This is a genomic window from Nocardia sp. NPDC049737 (genome assembly GCF_040674755.1).
In the GTDB taxonomy this organism is placed as follows: domain Bacteria; phylum Actinomycetota; class Actinomycetes; order Mycobacteriales; family Mycobacteriaceae; genus Nocardia.
The window spans coordinates 15401-33970 of record NZ_JBFANH010000005.1 but is presented as its reverse complement, the minus strand read 5'-3'; the positions used below and the strand labels follow the sequence as shown (position 1 = coordinate 33970).

The window sequence follows — 18570 nt, the reverse complement described above, 5'->3', positions numbered from 1 at the left end:
TGGCGTCGTTTGATCGACAACGCGAAGAGCTACGGTCACGCACGCATCGCCGAAATGAACCAGCAGCTCGCCGAGAACCTCGACCGTATGATCGGGGAGCTGGGAGACGGCCGGGACCAGATCGAGGGGGCCGCGGATGCCGGCTGACAACTCTCACCTGATCGTTGCCTCAGCCCGTGGACGAGCTGCGGCAACCCGCCGACACGCGACCGCCGCTCTGCGGCGGATGGACGCCGCCAGCAGCCCGATCACCTTCGGGACCCTCGCCCGTGAAGCGGGCGTCTCCAGGTCTTCGCTCTATAACCAGCCCGACCTGAAAGCTGAGATCGAGCGGCTTCGAGTCGGTCGCCGTCCCGCGTCTGCGACCCGGACGATCCCAGATCGGCAACGGGCGTCCGACACCTCGCTGCTGCAACGTCTGGAGGCTGCCACCGAACACAATCGTCGACTGGAGGCCGAGAACGGGGAACAGTGGCTGCCGGGTGACGGCACAAACGCCCAAGAGGCTCAGAAATTCTCGGCGACGTGCTTGCCGAGATCGAGTTCGACTCCCTGAGGCTGCTGCAAGCCGCGTTCGGACAGGCTGCGCACGCGATCCGCGTTCTCCGGACGCCCTGGGGCCTGGACCGTCTAGCTGAGTTTACTACCACCCGCCAGATGGCACGTACGCCTGCCGTGCGGGAGCAGGCGGCTCGGGCAGGTTCTGTCGCGGGATGACGGTGTGCATCACGTGCGAGATCCCGCACAGGCAAAGGGGCGCGGCAGGTGAGCAGAAACAACCGTGCGTCCCCTCGCGGACCGGGCTGATTGCACGCCGGGGCATGTGACGACGAGACGGGCTGCCATACGACCGGCGAACCAGACCGGTCAAGGAGGCGCAGCCGGGGACATCCGCAGCGGACGCCGGACATAGACGGCGCTGCGGGACCAGCGGCCGGCCAGCCGTCAGGTGCGGCGGCCGCCGGCGAAGGCCGCCTGCTCCGAATTGCATGGAGCGGGCCGCAAGGCCTGCCTCGTTCGTTCGCGTCCGGTCATGGAGCCTGGAGGGTCGCGTCTGATCTGAAAGCTGCGCTACTTCCGGCCGGGGGAGGCGGCCGTCGGAATCAGTGCCATGGAGCTTTCGTCGACTTCGTTTCCGTCATCGTCGATGAACCCGACATGCACCAGTCGTTCGGTGCCCGCGACCCGGCGCAGGATGCTCGGCCCGTCCGGCCACGGCAGGTGCTTGTCGCCCCATTGCTGCAGGGCCAGCAGGACGACGAGGAGTTCCCGGCCGGCATCCGTGAGCACGTACGAGAAGCGAGCCCGCTCTCCCGGTTCCCGGTAGGGCACCTTCTCCATCACGCCGTATGCGACCAGCGTGTTCAGGCGTGCGGTGAGAACGTCCGGCGCCACACCGAGCCCGCTGCGGAACTCCGAGAATCGGCTCGACCCCGCCACGGCCTCGCGCAGGATCAGAAACGTCCAGCGCTCGCCCAGCACCTCCAGACTGCGGGCGATAGCGCAACTGTCATTCGGAATCCTGCCCATGCCGCAAGCCTACCCTGAGTTGACCATTCCAACTCAGAGGGTCTAAGTTGGAAAATCCTATCCAGCAGGGAGTGCTCTTATGCAGATCGAAGGACAGACCGCACTGGTCACCGGGGCGAACCGCGGCCTGGGACGTCACCTGGCAAAGCAGTTGCGCGACCGGGGCGCGACCGTCTACGCAGCAGCCCGCAATCCCGCAGCCGTCGACCTCGACGGCGTGAAGCCGATCGCCCTCGACGTGACCGACCCCGCCTCCATCGCCGCCGCGGCAGAGACGGCCGGCGACGTGTCGATCCTGGTCAACAACGCCGGTTCGGCCACCTACGCGTCGCGGCTGACGGGCGACTTGACGGACATCCGCCTGGAGATCGACACCCACTACCTCGGCACCTTGGCGGTCACCCGGGCATTCGCCCCCCAGCTCGGCTCTCACGAGAGCAGCGCGGTGCTGAACATCCTGTCGGTCGCCTCCTGGATCAACCACCCCGAGTTCGGTGCCTACTGCGCCGCCAAGTCGGCCTCCTGGTCGATGACGAACGGGCTGCGCCAGGAACTCGCCCCGCAGGGCACCCGGGTCTCGGCGCTGCACGTCGGGTACATGGACACCGACATGACCGCCGGCCTCGACGCGCCGAAGGCCGACCCAGCCGACATCGCGCGCATCGCCCTCGACGGTGTCGCCGCCGGCACCCTCGAGATCATCGCCGACGAGACGAGCAAGACCGTGCTCGCGGGTCTGTCCGGAGGCATCGGCGCGCTCTACCCGCAGTTCGGGACGGGGAAATTCACGCCCGCTTACGTCATCGTCAACTTCGATGTGCTCGACGAGCAGGCCGGCTTGGCCTACGCGGCCGTGGCCCAGCAGTCCATCCTCAACCACGGCGGCCATTACCTGGTCGCGGGACCCGCGCCCAAGCCCGTCGAAGGCACCTGGGACTCCTCCGGGTTCGTGGTCATCGAGTTTCCCGACATGGACCGGATCCGGGAGTGGTACGACTCCGCCGAGTACCGGCGGGCCCGGGAGATACGAAAGGACAAGGCCCGGGTGGCCATGCTGTTCGCCGAGGGCGCACCGCCCGAGGGCTTCTCCCGCCCGGCCTAGCCGTGCCGCTGGTGCAGTTGGACGCGCGGGTCCGCAACGAGAAACGGCGGGCGCCCGCCTGTCAATGGCCACTTTCAGGTGGAAACACGTCAGGGTGGACACGGGTACTGGCGTGATGTTCTCACGCCGCCGGTGATCACCAGAAATCCTGTGCGCCACTGGCGAACAGACCGATCTGATGGCCCGGGGTCGTGACTTTCCGGCCTCCAGTCACGTGGCCCTCGGGCATCGGTCTGCTCCGTTGGTTGTGCGCCGAGATCGCCTCGCCCAGTGGATATCCTTGTGTCGGACAGGAGGTTTGCGGATGGCGTCAAGCGAGGTTCCACTCGGCGATGATGCCGTCGACATCGTGCTCACCGAGCAGTGGGCCGCGCCCGTAGACCCGGCTGGGTGTGCGGGTCAGTTTGATGGGCTGACCGGCGACGGTAACCGGGGTGTCGCTGCCGGGTTGTTCGATCGGTACGAGCATTTCCCGCGCGGCGGTGTGCGGGTCGGCGTAGATGTCGGCGATCGAATTCACGGGACCGATCGGCACCTTCCCGCCGAGGGCGTCGACGACCTCTTTCGTCGTCGTAGTGGCGAGCCACTCTTCCAAGGCGGACCTGACCTCGATACGGTGGCGAACCCGAGCTGAATTGGACGTGTACCGCGCGTCGACGGCCATTTCCGGGCGACCCATAGCTTCGCAGATGATGGGCCATTGTTTGTCGTTGGCGGCCAATGCGATCCAACCGTCGGCGGTGGGCAGAATGTCGAACGGGCACAGCAGCGGATGCGTATTGCCTTGTGGCGCAGGGACGTTACCAGTGTAGGAGTACTGGTAGACGGTGCGTTCACACATCGATAGCACAGCGTCGTACATGGCGACGTCCATGAACTGTCCCTCGCCGGTCCGGCGCGCGTGATGCAGTGCGGCCAGAATGCCCACGGCCAGCAGTGTGGCCGGGAACAGGTCTCCGATGCCGGGGCCGGACTTGATCGGTGTTCCGTCGGGCGTGCCGGTGACTCCTAGGAATCCGCCCATCGCTTGGGCGACCACGTCGAATGCGGGCCAGCTCCTGTAGGGGCTGTCGCCGGTACGCGGATCTCCGAATCCGCGCAGGGTCGCGTAGACCAGCCTTGGATTCTCCTGCTGGAGAACTTCGTAGCCGAGCCCGAGCCGGTCCATGACCCCGGCGGCGTAGTTCTCGACGACGACGTCGGCGACGCGCACCAGTTCGAGGAGCTTGCCCTTGCCCTCTTCGGTCTTGAGGTCGAGCACGACACTGCGTTTTCCTCGGTTGACCGACTGGAAATATCCGGCCAGGCCGTCCCGGGAGTCACCCTCCCGGTACGGCCCGACCGTCCGAGTGGTGTCGCCCTGTGGAGGTTCGACCTTCACCACCTGCGCGCCGAGATCGGTCAACAGCATGGTCGCGTACGGGCCGGCCAGCATGGCCGTCAGATCGACGACCCGCACGTCTTCGAGCGGTCCTGGCATGACGTTCACCACCTCGGTGTTGATTTCAGTATCGGCCGGATCAGAGCAGCCCGCACAGGCGCGCGCGCTCCAGTGTGGTCTCGAAGACCCGGGTGGTAGCGGCGTCGACCATGATCCCGTTGTAGTTCGCCGCGCCCATTCCCTGCGCCTCGGCGTCCTGGACCGCGGTGACGATCTCGGTCGCGGTCTTGATCTCCGCTTCGGTGGGGGCGAAGACGTCGTTGGCGATGGCGATCTGGCTGGGGTGGATGCACCACTTGCCGACGCCGCCGAGGGTGGCGACCCAGCTCGCGTCGCGGCGGTAGCCCTCGGGGTTGGCGAAGTGGGCGTAGGGGCCGTCGATGGCGTCGATGCCGTTGGCGCGCGCCGCCACGATCATCCGGGTACGGGCGAAGTGCCAGATATCGCCGGGGTAGGCGCCGACCTCGCCCTCATCGGCAACTCCGACGTGACTGGCGCGCACGCCCTGGCTGGCCGACAGGTCGCCGATGCCGAGGATCAGCGCTTCGAGCCGTGGTGAGGCGGCGGCGATCTGCTCGACGCAGGCCAGTGCCTCGGTCTCCTCGATGAGCAGTTCCATGCCGATGCGGCCGACTTCGAGACCCAGCTTGTGCTCCAACTGGGTGAGCAGGTCGTCGACGAACCAGACATCGCGCGGCGACTTCACCTTGGGAACGATGATCACGTCGATGTTGGGGCCCGCACCGGTGACGACTTCGATGATGTCGTCGTGGCACCACTGGGTGTGCACGCCGTTGACACGGTAGGCGCGTACCTTCGTGCCCCAGTCCAGGTCGTTGAGCCCGGCGATGATGTTCGCACGGGCGCCCACCTTCGCGTTCGGCGCCACCGCGTCCTCGAGATCGAGGAAGACCAGGTCGGCGTCGCTGGCGGCGGCCTTGGCGATCATCTTGGGGCTGGTGCCCGGGGTGGACAGTTCGCTGCGGCGCAGGCGATTCGGTCGGGTGGCGGTCATGGTCAGCTCCAATGCTTCTTGCGTTTGATGAGGACAGTTCGCTCGCCTTCGAAGACCACGGTCTCGTCTTGGCGGCGACCCCAGTGTTTGAACCGGATGACGCCTGCGTCGTCGCGATCGGGGGCTTCGGTGGTGGCGAGCACCTCGGTGAAGGCCTCGATGGTGTCGCCGTGGTGTACGGGTGCACGGAACCGCAGTGCGGTGCAACCCAATTCGGCAAGCGCGTGTTCAGCGGTGTCCTGGGATGCCAGGCCGAACACCATGGATGCGGTCAGTAGGCCGAAGACGAGGCGGCCGCCGCCGAGCGGCGAATCCGTCAGGTAGTGCTCATTCCAGTGCCCCTGCGCGGTATTCATCGCCAGCTTGGACAGGTATGCGCCTTCGACCTCGTCGATGGTCGCCGCCCGGGCATGGCGAATGCGCTGACCCACGGCGAAGTCTTCGAACCAGCCGGTGGCCCCGAGTAGATCGGCATCGGATCGGCTCATGATCGGGCCTCTTTCGATAGGAGACGGTCGGTGGATCGTCGAGCTTTGTTCTGCGGCGCAACGTCTTCCGAGGGCCGCCGTGGGCCGCTGCGTTCCAGGGCGGTGGCGGCGCTCACCGCAGCTTCCGTTGCTCGACGAGATTGGTCCGCTTGAAGTCGAGGACCAGTTCACCGCGGTCGTTGTGTGCTTCGGTTCGCCAGGTGACGATGCCGACCCCGGGCCGACTGGCCGAGATCCGTTTGTCCAGCACCTCGGACCGGGCGGTCAGGGTGTCACCGGGGTACACCGGAACGTGGAAGACGCAGTCCTCCACCCCGAGAAACGGCCCCCCTGCCTCGCTGAGGTCTTCCACCGACAGCCCGACGACGGTGCACAGCGCCAGCATCGGATGTACCACGGTTGACGGATGACCGTAGCTGCGGGCGAATTCGGAGTTCAGATACTGCGGCAGCCAGTTGCAGGTTGCCGTGCAGAACAAGGTGTTGTCGGCTTCGGTCAGGGTTCGGCCCCAGTGGTGGGTCATCTTCTGTCCGACGGTGAAATCTTCGAACTTGTTGCCCTTCGGGGCCAGTGGGAAGGAGGTGAAATCCGGATCGCTCATAGGAGGGTCTCTTCTCGAGTTTCTAGGGTCAGAAGAGCGACACGGTCCAGGTGCTCGGCCTCGTCACCGAGCAATAGACGGTCGACCTTGGCGCGTCGCCAGAACAGATGCGCGTCGTGCTCCCAGGTGAAGCCGATACCGCCGTGGAGCTGGATCAAGGTTTCAGTCACCTCCTCCAGAACACGGGAGCTATAGGCCTTCACCGCCGAGGCGGCCAGTGGCAAGTCCTCGGGGGAGTGATCGGCGGCCCACGCCGCCCACCACATCAGGGAGCGGAGCTGGTCCACATCGACCCAGGCATCGACCAGACGGTGTTTGATCGCCTGGTAGGAGCCGATCGCACGGCCGAAAGTTGTTCGGGTGCGGGCATATTCGACACCGATCTCGACGACGCGATCGGCGGCGCCGAGATCTTCCGCGGCGAGGATCACGGTCGCGATTTGGCGGGCGCGTTCCCACAGCTGTCCGGCATCGGTTCGTAGCACGGTTCGGTCGGTCAGCCGCACCGAGGCCAATCCTCGGGTGGCATCGATCGGTTCGCCGGCGATCGGCTCACCGGTCCCCACGACGAGGGTTGTACCGTCCAGAGCGAGGAATTCGGTCGCGATACGCGCGTCGATCGAGGGCGCCGAGCCTTCCGGTGAGCCGTCGAGCACGGCATACGCGGCCGACCCGTCCGCGAGCGCGGCCAGTCGTTCGGTGTCACCGTCCAGCAGGACGGCGGCCCGCGCCGCGGTGACCAGTGACGGACCGGCCAGCACCCGCCCGGCTTGTTCGGCAACCACCGCGAGGTCGAGGATGGACTGCCCGATCCCGCCGGCGGACTCGGGTGCCATGAGCCCGTAGAAACCCAGCTGCGCCAGGCTCTTCAGTCCCGGGCGGGCTTCGCCGGGTTCCTTCAGCAGGGCGCGGGCATGAGCGAGGCAGTCCTGCCCTTCGAAGAATTCCTTCGCGGCCGCAGCGAATTCGCGATGGTTGTCGTCGAGGTCGAAGTTCACGATCGGCCTTCCCTACCTGCCGAGACTGGCTGTGTATCCGTCCGAGGTTCGGGCGGCAGTCCGAGGATTCGCTCGCCGAGGATGTTGCGCAGGACCTCGTCGGTGCCGCCCGCGATGGCCGTGCCGGGCACCGATGCCTGGGCGGTCGGCCACAGCCACTCGCCCGTCGAAGTTCGGCCGTAGACGGCCTCCGGACCGAGCAGCCGCACTCCGAGATCGGCGCCGGCGCGCGCGGTGCGCACGGCCGATAGCTTTCCGGCACTGGCCTCCGGGCCGGGGAGATCCCCCCGCGCGATCGCGGTCAGACGCCGATAGCCGGTGTAGCGCGTCGCCAGCGATTCGACGACGACCCGGCCAAGCGCTTGGCGGGCCAGCACTTGCGTATCGCCGGGCAACCCGGGCAGGCGCTCGCGGGCGTGCTGGATCAGCGCTTCGAGGCGGACACCGACCTCGTTGCCACCACCACCGACAGCCAGGCGTTCATTCATGAGCGTGGTCAGCGCGACCCGCCAGCCATCGTTCACCGCACCGAGCCGCTCGATATCCGGAATCACCACGCCATCGAGGTACACCTCGGTGAATTCATGGTCCCCGTTCATCTGCTCGAGCGGGCGCACCGTCACACCGGGTGCGCGCATGTCGACGACGAACATCGTGAGTCCGCGGTGTTTGGCGACAGTGTGGTCGGTGCGAGCCAGCAGGATGCCGTACGAGGAGTATTGCGCGCGGGTGTTCCACACCTTTTGCCCGTCCACCCGCCACGTGCCGTCCTCCTGCCGGACCGCGGTGGTGCGAAGTGCGGCGAGGTCGCTACCCGAACCGGGCTCGCTGAACAGTTGGCACCACATGTCGTCGGCGCGGAGTAGCCGTCGGATGTAGCGTGCCTTCTGGTCCTCTGTGCCGTGGGCGAGCACGGTGGGTCCGCACATGCCCAGGCCGACGAAGTTGGCGAGGGCCGGGATCGCGGCTAGGGCCAATTCCTGGGTGACGATGGCCTGCTGCATGGCCGTGCCGCCGCGGCCGCCGTACGCGATCGGCCAGGTGACGCCCACATATCCGGCGTCGTAGAGCAGTGCCTGCGTACGGCGTAGGTCGTCGATGTTCTCCACGCCCGGTTCATTGAGGTATTCGCCGTCCCCATGGACCAGCTCATCATGGTGAGCGTTCAAGAATTTCCGGACTTGGCGCCGGTATTCGGCCTCGGCCGGTGTGTCATCGAAATCCACGCGGGATCCTTTCTGGGCGTGTCCCGCCGCTAGATGATGTTCAGCGCGTCCAGCAACGGGACCGCGGCGAGCGAATCCGAGCCGGAGATGATGCAATCCGCCCGCCAGCCACGGCGTTTGGTGCCCCAGGCGATGAAGGCGTCCGCATCCGAGGTCACGATGACGTCGGCGCTGCCGTGCTCCTCGACGACCAATCCGCCCGCGGGGTCGGGCCGGTGCACGGTCCATTCGCTCGCGCCCGGCCCGGTGAACCGGAAGGTGATCGGAACGGTGACGGTGTCGTCGAGTTCATTGCCCTGCATCTGCGGCAAGCCGAGCATCATCCAGACGACCGCAGCGTGCACGATTTCGCCTTCCGGTTCGGGCAGGCTGCGCTGGAGCGGGCCGGCGGGTCCGAGCAGATCGTGGCGGAGATGGCAGTGATAGTCGAACACCTGCGCGTTCGCCAGCGAATGCATCGGGTATACGCCCAGTCCCGGTACCGGAAAGGGTTGGGACGCAGTGGGTTCGGCCTGGAATGAACCCACCAGCTCGACCAGCTTCGGACTGTAGGTGCGGTATTCGTCGACGACTTCATCGACCGACCAGCCGTGGCGACGAGCCACCGCGACGTCGTGCTGGCGTTCCCTGTTCTCGGGCAGCGGGGGAGCGTCGGCAGGCTCCGGCAACGGATCAAGGACGGCTCGCGCACTGGCGCCCAGGTGGGCGATCACATCGCGCACTCGCCAGCCGGCACAGGCGGAGGGCAGCAGCCACTCGTCGGCGCTGAGGCTTTCGAGGACGTCGTCGAGCTGAGTGCGTACGGCCTGCCAAGCGGCCATTGCCTCTGAGGTCATTGGGGACCTACCTCTTCGTAGGGAACTGTTGTGGCGATGCAGGCCCAGACTGACGTCAGCGGGACCATCGGAATCCGATGTGGGCTGGAGCACACCGGAGCGGTTCCATGACTCTACGAAAAAATTATCTAGCTGACAACTTAATTTTCTTCCGCGCAGGTCAGCAAGCCTGAGGAGGTGTGTGATCAGTAGGATGCGGAGATCGAATGGGAATATCGCCCCTCGCACGCGCAGGTGGCGAGCATGGAGGATCACTGTGGCACGTGTGGATCGCAACCTGCCCACCCCGAAGCAGGCGCGTTCGGAACTGTCGACCAGTCGACTCCTGGACGCGGCGGCGGATCTCATCGCCGAGGGCGGCTACGAGCGCATGACGCTGGCGGCGATCGGCGTCCGCGCGGGCTATAGCCCCGGACTGGTGACCGCACGGTTCGGTTCGAAGGAGGGGCTGCTGTGGGCGCTGGTTGAACGCATGGTCGTCGACTGGCAGGGTAGGTCGCTGCGTGAGGTCATCGGCGGTACGACCGGTGCGGTCGCGATCCGGGCCATGCTGGCCGAGCTGAAATCCAGCTGGCTTCGTTCGCCGAATCGAATGCGCGCGCTCTACATCCTGATGTTCGAGGCGTTGCTGCCGGTCCCGCTGCTACAGCAGCGCATGCTCGAACTGCACCGCGATCTGCGAACTTCGGTGCGTGGCGTCATCGAATCGGGTATGGCTGAGGGGACGGTGGGGTCCGACGTCGATGCCGAGGCGGTGGCCCGCCTGGTGGTCGGCGGTCTGCGTGGTGCGGCCTATCAGGCGATGCTCGATCCCGAGGATGTTGCCGTGGATCAAGCCCTCGATGACCTCGGCCTGCTGGTCGATGCGCTGCTGCCGGTAGGTGTAGATCGTGGTGCCGAAAAAATTGGTTAGTCAGCTACAATTTTTTGATGCATATTGAGGTCGAATCGCTCAACGGGCATCAAGCGCGCTCGCAGCTGTCCACGCGGTTGCTGCTGGAAGCGGCGGGTGAACTGGTCGCTGAAGGCGGGTATGCGAGCATGACCCTGGCCACGGTCGGTGAGCGTGCGGGTTACAGCCGCAGCCTTGCCACCGCGCGGTTCGGTTCCAAGACGAAGTTGCTCGAGGCGCTGGTCGATCGAATCGTCAGGCGTTGGACGATTACGACGATCACGCCTCGGGCCGAAGGTCTTTCGGGGCTCGACGGTTTGATGGTTTTGCTGGAAGGCATCCGGGATCAGTACCGGCTCGACCGCCGATCGTTGCGGGTGCTCTATGCCCTGATGTTCGAAGCGCTGGGGCCTGGCCAGGAGTTGCGGGAGCGCTTCGTCGAGCTGCACCGGGAGACCCGGGAAGTGCTCGCGGGACAGATTCGACGCGGAATCGCCGACGGCTCGATCCGCGCGGCCGTCGATCCGGTGGTGGAAGCGCAGGTCGTCGTGGCGATGTTGCGCGGAGTCGGCTACCAGTGGAGGTTGGACCCCGAAGTATTCGATCCGGTGCCACCGCTCGATCATATGATCGAGACGACGCGAACCCGGCTCGGCGCCGCTCGCCTGGGTGCGTAGCCGGTCGGCGAGCTGGATGCGGCGGTGGGCTGCGGATCCATGCCCGGTGTCGAATCGGTGACGGTCACCGTGTCCTGACCGATTGATGAGTGGACCGGTTCCGCAGCCGCGAGCCCGGTCCTCGTCGTTCCAGCGATATGGTCGCGTTGTTGCGGTGCGCTGGTCCGCTGCTAGCGGTTCAGTGCCCGGGTGTGTGCGCCAGCATCGGCTTTACCGACTTGAGCTGGGGAAACAGTGGCAGAAAAAAATTAGTGGTTGACAAAATAATTTTTGAAGTCATGCTAGGTGACATGACTCACAGCGAGGTGGAAGCGATCGACGCGTACGCCGAACACCGCGCGTCGACGTCTCGCTAGCAGTCTCTCGACGGCGGGTTCGCGACAAAATTCGGCGATCACGGCACCGGGTGTCTCTCCGACATGTCCGGTATTGCTCCCCTAGGGGCGGGCATGGCCCGAGCAATAACCTCGGCTAATTCACAGCAGCCGTAGTCGACTCCGTCAGGAATATGAAGCAGAAAAATTCGGAGGAAGATAAATGACTTTCAAGCCCGGCGACGTCAATCTCGCCGACCCGGACCAGCTACTCGAGGTGGGCATGCCTCCGTACGAGTACTTCGCGACATTGCGCCGCGAGGCGCCGGTGCATTGGAATCCGCCTCCGGATAAGCCGATCGGCGGTGCCATGCCGATGAATCGCGGATTCTGGGTGCTGTCCAAGTACCAGGATGTGAATATGGCCTCACGAGATGCAGAGTTGTTCTCGTCCTGGTTGGGCGGCCCGGTCCTCTACGACCCCAATCCAGATGCCCCGCCTGGCAGTCCGCACACCTTGGAAGGTCAACGGACCGGCTTGATGGGAAAGGATCACCCGGAACACACGGCTTACCGCAAGCTGGTGTCGGCCGGGTTCACTCCCAAGAACATCGCGAAGCTGGAACCGATGATCAAATCCCACGCCAAGCGGATCATCGACCGCGTTCGTGACGCCGATGACGGCGAGTTCGTCTTCACCGTGGCCGCCGAACTTCCCATGATGACCCTGACTGAACTGATGGGTGTACCCAAGAGCGATTGGAAGCAGTTCTTCGAATGGGGCAACGCCATCGCCGCGGTCGAAGACCCCGACACCGATGCACTCCAGGTTGCGATGGAGCTGTTCGGGTACTGCCATCAACTGGTCGAGGAAAAGCGAAAGAATCCCGACGGCAGCATGCTGAGCAATTACGCCAACAAGGATATCGACGGCGAGCGGCTCACCGACTTCGAGATCAATATGTTCTTCCTCACCCTGTCGATTGCCGGTCACGAAACGACCCGAAACACAACCGCGCACGTAATCCGCCTGCTGAGCGAATTCCCCGAACAGCGCGCGGTGCTCTTGGACGATCTGCCGGGGCGGTTGCCGAACGCTATTGAAGAGACGCTGCGTTTCTCGCCGCCGGTGGTGCAGTTCCGGCGCACCGCGACTCGTGATTTCGAGCTGCACGGTGTTCGGATCGAGGAAGGCGACAAGGTTTACCTGTCCTACGCTTCGGCGAACCGGGATGAAGAGGTGTTCACCGATCCGGACCGGTTCGACATTCTGCGGCCCAATGCCGATCAGCATTTGTCCTTCGGTGCCGGACCGCACTACTGCATGGGCACTACGCTGGCACGGTTGCAGATGCGGACGATTCTGGAGGAACTACTGACCGCCCGCCCGCAGGTGCATGTGAGTGGCCCAGTCACCCGTCTGCGCAGCATCTGGTTCAACGCCTTGACGGAAATGCCTGTCGAGTACGGCGCGTGCCCGGCACCGGTGGCGTTGTGAAGAAGTACGGGCACTGGATCGGCGGAGTGGACACCGCGCCGGTCAAGGGTGAACACCTGACATCGACCCGCCCCGGCACCGATGCGGTGGTGTGCGAGATCGCCGCTGGTACCGAAGCGGATGTGAATGCGGCGACGGAGGCCGCAACCGCGGCGCTACCGGGTTGGCGATTCCGCAAGCCGGGGGAGCGCGGCAGAATTCTGGCAGCGATCGCGGCGGGGTTGCGCGACGAATCAGCTCGCCTGGCCGAACTCGAGTCGGCCGAATCGGGCAAGCCGGATTGGCAGACTCCCATCGAGATCGAAGGAGTCGCAGCCTATTTCGACTTCTACGCTGGGCTGGCGAATCTGCCGCGAGGCGAGATCATCGATCTGGGCCCAGGGGTGCACGGCTATACCCTGCGTGAGCCGTTCGGCGTCGTCGGCGTGATCACACCGTGGAACGCGCCGCTGAACCAGGCCGCGCGGGCGATCGCACCCGCATTGGCCGCAGGCAACGTCGTGGTCGCCAAACCGTCGGAGTTCACCTCGGCGACCACGCTGGAACTGGCTCGAATCGCAGCTGCCGCTGGCCTGCCACCCGGTGTGCTCAATGTGGTCACCGGAACCGGCGTGGATGTCGGCCGACCCCTTGTCGAACATACGTCGGTCAGCAAGGTCGCGTTCACGGGTTCGGTACGCGCCGGGCGCGAGATCGCGCACATCGCCGCCGACCGGATTCTGCCCCTGACCCTGGAACTAGGCGGGAAGTCCGCAAATATCGTGTTCGCCGATGCAGATTTGGCGGCCGCGGTCAAGGGCTCGATCAACGCCTTCGTTCTCAACGCGGGCCAGGTCTGCAGTGCCGGAACCCGTCTGCTGGTCGCGGAGGAGATCCACGACCGATTCGTGGAAGCGTTGGTCACCGGCCTCGAACAGATCAAGCCCGGGCAGACCTACGGTCCGATGACCACAGAGGCGCAGTTCGAAAAGGTGCTGTCCTATTTCCGTGTTGCCGAACAGAACGGGGCCACGCTGGCCTACGGTGGCGCGGCGGTCGGAGATGGGTGGCTGGTGCAACCGACCGTCTACACCAGGGTCACGAACGATATGACGATCGCTCGCGAAGAGGTCTTCGGCCCAGTACTCGTCGTGATTCCTTTCTCATCGGAGGAGGACGCAGTGCGGATCGCCAATGACTCGCAATACGGCCTCGCTGCTGGGCTCTGGACGAAGGACCTGTCGCGAGCGCATCGGGTCGCCGCGCAGTTGGAGGCCGGGCAGGTCTACGTCAACGAATGGCAGGCCGGTCTCGTCGAAGGGCCGTTCGGCGGCTACAAGTCCAGCGGCTACGGGCGCGAGAAGGGCATGGAGGCCCTCCATCACTACACACAGACCAAATTCGTGGCGGTGAAGCTGTGAAGTTCGAAGGACGGACCGTCGTCGTCACCGGTGCTGGTAGCGGTATCGGGGCAGCGCTTGCCGAAGCAGCCGTTGTGCGCAAAGCCGCCGCAGTAGTAGTCGTCGATATCGATTCCTTCGCGGCCAACGCCACCGCGCAGAGGATTTCCGAATACCGGGTGCCGGTGGTCCCGTTCGCGTGTGACATCTCCGATGTCACGGCCGTGGCGCGGCTCGCCGACGAGGTGGAGCGGACACTGGGCACGCCGGGGTTGGTGTGCGCCAACGCGGGTGTCAACACTCCGTCGGCACCGCTGCTCGACGCGAAACCCGAGGATCTGAATTGGGCGCTGTCGGTGAATGTCACCGGCACTTGGGCAACGCTGCGCGCGTTCGGTCGCCGGATGGTCGCCGCCGCCGCCCCAGGGTGGCTGCTGGTGACCGCTTCCGAGCACGCGATCGGAATTCCTTTTCCCGGCAATGGTTTCTACACAGCCACCAAGCACGCCGTGCTGGGCCTGGCCGATGTCCTGCGGCGTGAAATGCCGCCGCATGTCGGCGTCAGCACCATGATTCCGGGGCTGGTCTCGACCGGACTGTGGCGTTCGGGGGCGCAACGGCCCCGCGAACTCGGCGGGCCGATCCCGGAAAATGAGCTCGCACGTGCACTGTTGGCGCACGGCATGGATGCGGCCGCGGTGGCCGGCATGGCATTCGATGGTGTCGAAGCCGAGAGATTCCTGATCGCGACGCACGTCAATGCGCGCCAGTACTTCGACGCGCGTGCAACGGATGTCGACGAAGCGTTCACCGCGCTGCGATCCTCCGAGCGGGACAACAGGTCCTACGACGTCTTGGAGATCGTCGCGGAGCTGACTGCGGCACATGCCGGTGAAACCCAGAAGAACCCCTGAAGTAAGGCACGACATGAAGATCGAACTCGACCGGACGAAGTGCACCGGCCTGGGCATTTGCGAATCGTTCGCACCGACTGTTTTCGAAGTGAACGACGAAGGTGAGCTCGTCCTGCTGAGCGACACCGTCCCCGACGGGCTGCTGGACGATGTCAAGAAGGCGTGCGAGGGCTGTCCGACGGAAGCGTTGACGCTGGTGGAGGAGTGACCGTGTGCCCAGCCCGCGCCACAGCACCGCTTGTCGTCGTCGGAGCCTCGCTGGCCGGGTTGCGGGCCGTCGAGGGCGCGCGCAAGAGCGGCTATACCGGTCCGATCACTCTGATCGGAGCCGAGAAGCATCTTCCCTACGATCGGCCCCCACTGTCGAAAGCGTTCCTGGACAACGCGGAACCGGAAGAGACGCACTTTCGCACCGAGCAGATGCTCGCGGGCGAGCTCGGCGTCGAACTCGTCCTCGGAGCACCGGCGACGCGACTCGGTACCGAGCGCAGAGTCGTCGAAGTCGGCGACTCCGAGTACCCCTATCGCGCATTGGTCATCGCGACGGGAGCTACGGCGCGTTCGTTCCCCGGAACCGAGGGACTGTCGGGTGTCCACACCCTGCGCACTCTGGATGACGCGCGCGCCGTGCGGTCGGCATTGGATGCCGGAGCCAGGACCGTGGTCGTCGGGGCCGGCTTCATCGGCTCGGAGGTGGCCTCTGCGGCCCGCAAACGGGGACTCGATGTCACGATCGTCGAGGCGTTTCCGGTGCCGCTGGTGCGGGCGGTGGGTGAGCGGATGGGTCCGGCGTGTAGCTCCCTGCACACCCGCAATGGTGTTGAGTTGCGTTGCGGTGTAGGCGTTTCCGCGATCGATGGACAAGGCTCGGTAGAGCGGGTCCGGCTGGCGGACGGCACCGTCCTGGACGCGGACCTGGTTGTGATCGGAATCGGGGCCACACCCGCCACCGACTGGCTGGCCGGCTCAGGCGTTCGCGTCGACAACGGTGTGATCTGCGATGAGTATCTGCGGACTTCGGTGCCCGACGTCTATGCGGCCGGCGATGTCGCGCGTTGGCGCAACAGCCTCTTCGGCCGCGAGATGCGGCTCGAACACTGGACGAGTGCTGCGGAACAGGGAGCAATCGCGGCGCGGAACGCGCTCGGCGAGCATCCCCTCTCGGCGTACACGACGGTGCCATATTTCTGGTCCGACTGGTACGACAGTCGCATCCAGTTCGTCGGCGTGCCGGATGAGGGCGAAGTGCGCGTCGTCTGTGGCGACGTGAACGACGGCCGATTCGTGGCGCTGTACCGCAGTGGCGAACGCCTGGCCGGAGTGCTGACCATGAACGAACCGCGCGAGATCATGAAATACCGCCGTTTGATAGCCGAGCGCGCCAGTTGGTCGGCAGCACTCGAATTCGCCGCGACGCGTGCCCGAGTCGCGGTGTCGTAGCCGGACGCCCTGCTCAACCAATCGTGATTGATAGCACCGACTTTCAGAAGAACTCGGAGTAAGAAATTGGGTGGAAAGCTATACGCGGCTGCTTTCGTCCTGCCCACGGACGCAGCGACTGCTGGCAGCCTGGCGATGCTCGGACTGGACGGCGGCACTCCGTGAAGGCTCTTGTCTACCGTGGCCCTCGGGACATCGCCTTCGCCGACGCCCCCGAACCATCCATCATCGAGCCGCATCAGGCGATTGTCGACGTTGTTGCGGCGGGGATCTGCGGCAGCGACCTGCACATCTGGAACGGTCACGGATTCAGCGACGCCATCGGCTACACGGTTGGCCACGAGGCGCTCGGCATCATCAGTCGAGCCGGTCGGGACTCGGGAGATCTGGCTGTCGGAACCCGGGTGCTCATCCCTGCTTCCGTCGGCTGTGCGACGTGCGACGAGTGTAGCGCCGGTCGGGTGGCCGCCTGCCTAACAAAGTCGGGGCATTGGAGCGAATCGTGCTACGGAATAGGTCCGAAGCTCCAGGGCACGCAAGCCCAGCAGGTGCTCGTGCCCCATGCCGCCCGCAACCTCGTCGCCGTGCCCGATGACGTGAGCGACGAAGCCGCGATCGTGCTGACGGACAACGCACCGACGGCGTGGTACGGATGTCGGCGCGCCCGGATCGCTCCCGGTGACAACGTCGTCGTTATCGGCCTTGGGCCCGTCGGGCTCATGAGTGTCCAGTGCGCCTTCGCGATGGGTGCGGCGAACGTCATCGGCATAGACCCCGTGGAGTCGCGTCGCAGTCGGGCGCAGGCCATGGGCGCCACCGCACTCGCAGCGGGTGAGCACGTTCGCGACGAAGTACGGTTGATCGTCGGCCGAACCGGCCTCGATGCCGTCATCGACGCCGTCGGCTCCGATGAGACCATCGTGCTGGCGGTCAAGCTGGTCCGGGTCCGTGGCCGAGTCAGCGTCATCGGCGTCAATCAGAGTCCTGCACTGCCGTTTCCGATGCAGTACGCCCAAGTGAAGGAGCTGGAATTCGCCATCGGACTGTGCTCCGTGCAAGCGGAGTTACCCGTGCTCCTCAGATTGACGAGCAGCGGCCGAATCCGGCCGGGTGACGTTGTCTCGCACCGGATGCCGATGAGTCAGGGGCCCGAGGCCTACACTCTCTACGCGTCGCGCGACCAGGACGTCAGCAAGATCGTGCTCGACCCGAACCGCTGACCCGGTTTTGGTTTCGTACGCCGCGCCTGCGTCCGCGGCGAGCCAAGATCAGCGCCGATTTCGCTCTACTGACCGCCGCGGTCAATCTCGCACGTCTCGCATGCTCGGGATCGGCCACACCAGCAACGGCTGCACGCCGGCCTGCGCCTGAGGCATACCCGGCCACAGTTCGTGACCGACGCCCAAACAACAAAGGGCACAACAGGACACAACCGATCAGCGACAACGATCACCAAGACCAGCCGAACCTGCACCGACCAGGCCGCGTGATCGTCGAAAAGGCCCGTTCGAAACGAGCCACCTAGACTGTGTACTCGTGAGTGCACCTGATCAGTCGACTAGCGGCGGTCCTCGACGTCGTGGCCGACCGCGGGGCAGTCTGGCCAGCAGTACCGAGGCGACGCGGGAGCGGATCCTCGAGGTGGCGATCGAGCTGTTCTCCACGGTGGGCTATCACGCCACGAGTGTCGCCGAGATCGGGAACCGGACCAACCTGCAGCCCGGTGCGCTGTACTACCACATCAAGTGCAAGGAAGAGCTGTTGTGGGAGATCCTGCGACGCTACACCATGAAGGCGCTGGCGGGGGCGCAGCGGGTCGTCGCCGCAGAAGCCACCCCGGTCGAGAAGCTTGGCCAGCTCATCGACGCTCACGTCCGCATCATCGTGCGGCATCAGCGTGAAGTGCTTGTTCAGATGCGCGACGCGGACGCCCTCAGCGCGGAGCACATGCGGCAGCTGCAGGCGCTGCGGCAAGAAGTCCAGGATTGCTGGGAAGGTGTGCTCGAACAGGGATATCGCGCCGGCGAGCTCACACGCGCCAACCGCATCGTGGCCAATGGCCTACTGGGAATGATGAATTCGGTCGCGCAATGGTACCGGCCCAGCCGCGGTCAGCGCATCGATGAGATCGTGGGGGAGTTCCAGGCGATGGTCATCGACGGCCTGGGTCGCTAGGACTGCGGTTCGCCAAGCCAGCAGCTGCGGCGGGCCTGGTGCGA

Annotated in this window: 20 protein-coding genes and 1 pseudogene; 13 read left to right on the top strand and 8 right to left on the bottom strand. The window is 65.3% G+C overall.

Going from position 1 to position 18570, the window contains the following annotated elements:
• Window positions 1-9 precede the first annotated feature (9 nt).
• Window positions 10-147, top strand: a complete 138-nt coding sequence (locus tag AB0J47_RS08760; RefSeq protein WP_364342166.1) for a hypothetical protein — start codon at window positions 10-12, stop codon at window positions 145-147.
• Window positions 137-556 (top strand): DUF6262 family protein, encoded by a 420-nt coding sequence (locus tag AB0J47_RS08755; RefSeq protein ID WP_364342163.1) that lies wholly within the window; start codon window positions 137-139, stop codon window positions 554-556. The genes AB0J47_RS08760 and AB0J47_RS08755 overlap by 11 nt, the downstream gene beginning before the upstream one ends.
• 515 nt (window positions 557-1071) lie before the next feature.
• Here the strand turns inward: AB0J47_RS08755 and AB0J47_RS08750 are convergent.
• A complete protein-coding gene (locus tag AB0J47_RS08750) occupies window positions 1072-1530 on the bottom strand; it encodes a helix-turn-helix domain-containing protein (RefSeq protein ID WP_364342160.1) in 459 nt (152 codons plus the stop codon).
• A gap of 79 nt (window positions 1531-1609) precedes the next feature.
• Here AB0J47_RS08750 and AB0J47_RS08745 point away from each other — a divergent pair.
• Together AB0J47_RS08745 and AB0J47_RS08740 are read left to right on the top strand one after the other, a co-directional pair.
• A pseudogene (locus AB0J47_RS08745) lies at window positions 1610-2287 on the top strand (SDR family oxidoreductase); the annotation flags it as partial.
• A complete protein-coding gene (locus tag AB0J47_RS08740) occupies window positions 2267-2632 on the top strand; it encodes a DUF1330 domain-containing protein (RefSeq protein ID WP_327101617.1) in 366 nt (121 codons plus the stop codon). The pseudogene AB0J47_RS08745 and the gene AB0J47_RS08740, both read left to right, overlap by 21 nt.
• Window positions 2633-2942: 310 nt before the next feature.
• On the opposite strand, the gene AB0J47_RS08735 is transcribed toward AB0J47_RS08740, so the two are convergent.
• The 7 genes from AB0J47_RS08735 to AB0J47_RS08705 all read right to left on the bottom strand — a co-directional run bounded on the left by AB0J47_RS08735 (window position 2943) and on the right by AB0J47_RS08705 (window position 9237).
• Complete coding sequence (locus tag AB0J47_RS08735; RefSeq protein WP_364342157.1) at window positions 2943-4112, bottom strand: CoA transferase; 1170 nt, start codon at window positions 4110-4112, stop codon at window positions 2943-2945.
• A gap of 40 nt (window positions 4113-4152) precedes the next feature.
• The gene (locus tag AB0J47_RS08730; protein WP_364342154.1) at window positions 4153-5088 is read right to left on the bottom strand and encodes a CoA ester lyase; all 936 of its coding nucleotides are present in this window, start codon (window positions 5086-5088) and stop codon (window positions 4153-4155) included.
• Between the two features lie 2 nt (window positions 5089-5090).
• Complete coding sequence (locus AB0J47_RS08725) at window positions 5091-5576, bottom strand: MaoC family dehydratase (RefSeq protein ID WP_364342151.1); 486 nt, start codon at window positions 5574-5576, stop codon at window positions 5091-5093.
• Between the two features lie 112 nt (window positions 5577-5688).
• The gene (locus AB0J47_RS08720; protein ID WP_364342148.1) at window positions 5689-6177 is read right to left on the bottom strand and encodes a MaoC family dehydratase; all 489 of its coding nucleotides are present in this window, start codon (window positions 6175-6177) and stop codon (window positions 5689-5691) included.
• Window positions 6174-7175, bottom strand: a complete 1002-nt coding sequence (locus AB0J47_RS08715) for an acyl-CoA dehydrogenase family protein (RefSeq protein ID WP_364342145.1) — start codon at window positions 7173-7175, stop codon at window positions 6174-6176. Before AB0J47_RS08715 ends, AB0J47_RS08720 begins: the two co-directional genes overlap by 4 nt.
• Window positions 7172-8401, bottom strand: coding sequence for an acyl-CoA dehydrogenase family protein (locus tag AB0J47_RS08710; RefSeq protein WP_364342142.1), 1230 nt, complete (start codon window positions 8399-8401; stop codon window positions 7172-7174). The genes AB0J47_RS08715 and AB0J47_RS08710 overlap by 4 nt, the downstream gene beginning before the upstream one ends.
• A gap of 29 nt (window positions 8402-8430) precedes the next feature.
• Window positions 8431-9237, bottom strand: a complete 807-nt coding sequence (locus tag AB0J47_RS08705; protein WP_364342139.1) for a maleylpyruvate isomerase family mycothiol-dependent enzyme — start codon at window positions 9235-9237, stop codon at window positions 8431-8433.
• Between the two features lie 256 nt (window positions 9238-9493).
• Between AB0J47_RS08705 and AB0J47_RS08700 the strand changes: the two genes are divergently transcribed.
• The 9 genes from AB0J47_RS08700 (at window position 9494) to AB0J47_RS08660 (ending at window position 18526) form a co-directional block, all read left to right on the top strand.
• A complete protein-coding gene (locus tag AB0J47_RS08700; RefSeq protein ID WP_364342136.1) occupies window positions 9494-10150 on the top strand; it encodes a TetR/AcrR family transcriptional regulator in 657 nt (218 codons plus the stop codon).
• Window positions 10151-10167: 17 nt separating this feature from the next.
• Complete coding sequence (locus AB0J47_RS08695; RefSeq protein ID WP_364342133.1) at window positions 10168-10806, top strand: TetR/AcrR family transcriptional regulator; 639 nt, start codon at window positions 10168-10170, stop codon at window positions 10804-10806.
• A 537-nt stretch (window positions 10807-11343) separates the two neighbouring features.
• Window positions 11344-12618, top strand: coding sequence for a cytochrome P450 (locus AB0J47_RS08690; RefSeq protein ID WP_364342130.1), 1275 nt, complete (start codon window positions 11344-11346; stop codon window positions 12616-12618).
• Window positions 12594-14018, top strand: a complete 1425-nt coding sequence (locus AB0J47_RS08685; protein ID WP_364342126.1) for an aldehyde dehydrogenase family protein — start codon at window positions 12594-12596, stop codon at window positions 14016-14018. The genes AB0J47_RS08690 and AB0J47_RS08685 overlap by 25 nt, the downstream gene beginning before the upstream one ends.
• On the top strand, window positions 14015-14911 hold the full coding sequence (locus AB0J47_RS08680) for an SDR family NAD(P)-dependent oxidoreductase (RefSeq protein ID WP_364342123.1): 897 nt from the start codon (window positions 14015-14017) through the stop codon (window positions 14909-14911). Before AB0J47_RS08685 ends, AB0J47_RS08680 begins: the two co-directional genes overlap by 4 nt.
• A gap of 13 nt (window positions 14912-14924) precedes the next feature.
• Entirely contained in the window at window positions 14925-15119 is a 195-nt protein-coding gene (locus AB0J47_RS08675; RefSeq protein ID WP_327098883.1) for a ferredoxin, read from the top strand.
• A 2-nt stretch (window positions 15120-15121) separates the two neighbouring features.
• The gene (locus AB0J47_RS08670; RefSeq protein ID WP_364342119.1) at window positions 15122-16351 is read left to right on the top strand and encodes an FAD-dependent oxidoreductase; all 1230 of its coding nucleotides are present in this window, start codon (window positions 15122-15124) and stop codon (window positions 16349-16351) included.
• A 161-nt stretch (window positions 16352-16512) separates the two neighbouring features.
• Complete coding sequence (locus AB0J47_RS08665) at window positions 16513-17571, top strand: alcohol dehydrogenase catalytic domain-containing protein (protein ID WP_364342116.1); 1059 nt, start codon at window positions 16513-16515, stop codon at window positions 17569-17571.
• A gap of 421 nt (window positions 17572-17992) precedes the next feature.
• Window positions 17993-18526 (top strand): TetR/AcrR family transcriptional regulator, encoded by a 534-nt coding sequence (locus AB0J47_RS08660; RefSeq protein ID WP_364342113.1) that lies wholly within the window; start codon window positions 17993-17995, stop codon window positions 18524-18526.
• The last annotated feature ends 44 nt before the right edge of the window (window positions 18527-18570 follow it).

Bases quoted from the DNA above. Each gene is read 5' to 3' on its own strand.
- AB0J47_RS08755 (WP_364342163.1), top strand. From the start codon at position 137: ATGCCGGCTGACAACTCTCACCTGATCGTTGCCTCAGCCCGTGGACGA.
- AB0J47_RS08750 (WP_364342160.1), bottom strand. From the start codon at position 1,530: ATGGGCAGGATTCCGAATGACAGTTGCGCTATCGCCCGCAGTCTGGAG.
- AB0J47_RS08735 (WP_364342157.1), bottom strand. From the start codon at position 4,112: ATGCCAGGACCGCTCGAAGACGTGCGGGTCGTCGATCTGACGGCCATG.
- AB0J47_RS08730 (WP_364342154.1), bottom strand. From the start codon at position 5,088: ATGACCGCCACCCGACCGAATCGCCTGCGCCGCAGCGAACTGTCCACC.
- AB0J47_RS08725 (WP_364342151.1), bottom strand. From the start codon at position 5,576: ATGAGCCGATCCGATGCCGATCTACTCGGGGCCACCGGCTGGTTCGAA.
- AB0J47_RS08720 (WP_364342148.1), bottom strand. From the start codon at position 6,177: ATGAGCGATCCGGATTTCACCTCCTTCCCACTGGCCCCGAAGGGCAAC.
- AB0J47_RS08705 (WP_364342139.1), bottom strand. From the start codon at position 9,237: ATGACCTCAGAGGCAATGGCCGCTTGGCAGGCCGTACGCACTCAGCTC.
- AB0J47_RS08695 (WP_364342133.1), top strand. From the start codon at position 10,168: ATGCATATTGAGGTCGAATCGCTCAACGGGCATCAAGCGCGCTCGCAG.
- AB0J47_RS08690 (WP_364342130.1), top strand. From the start codon at position 11,344: ATGACTTTCAAGCCCGGCGACGTCAATCTCGCCGACCCGGACCAGCTA.
- AB0J47_RS08675 (WP_327098883.1), top strand. From the start codon at position 14,925: ATGAAGATCGAACTCGACCGGACGAAGTGCACCGGCCTGGGCATTTGC.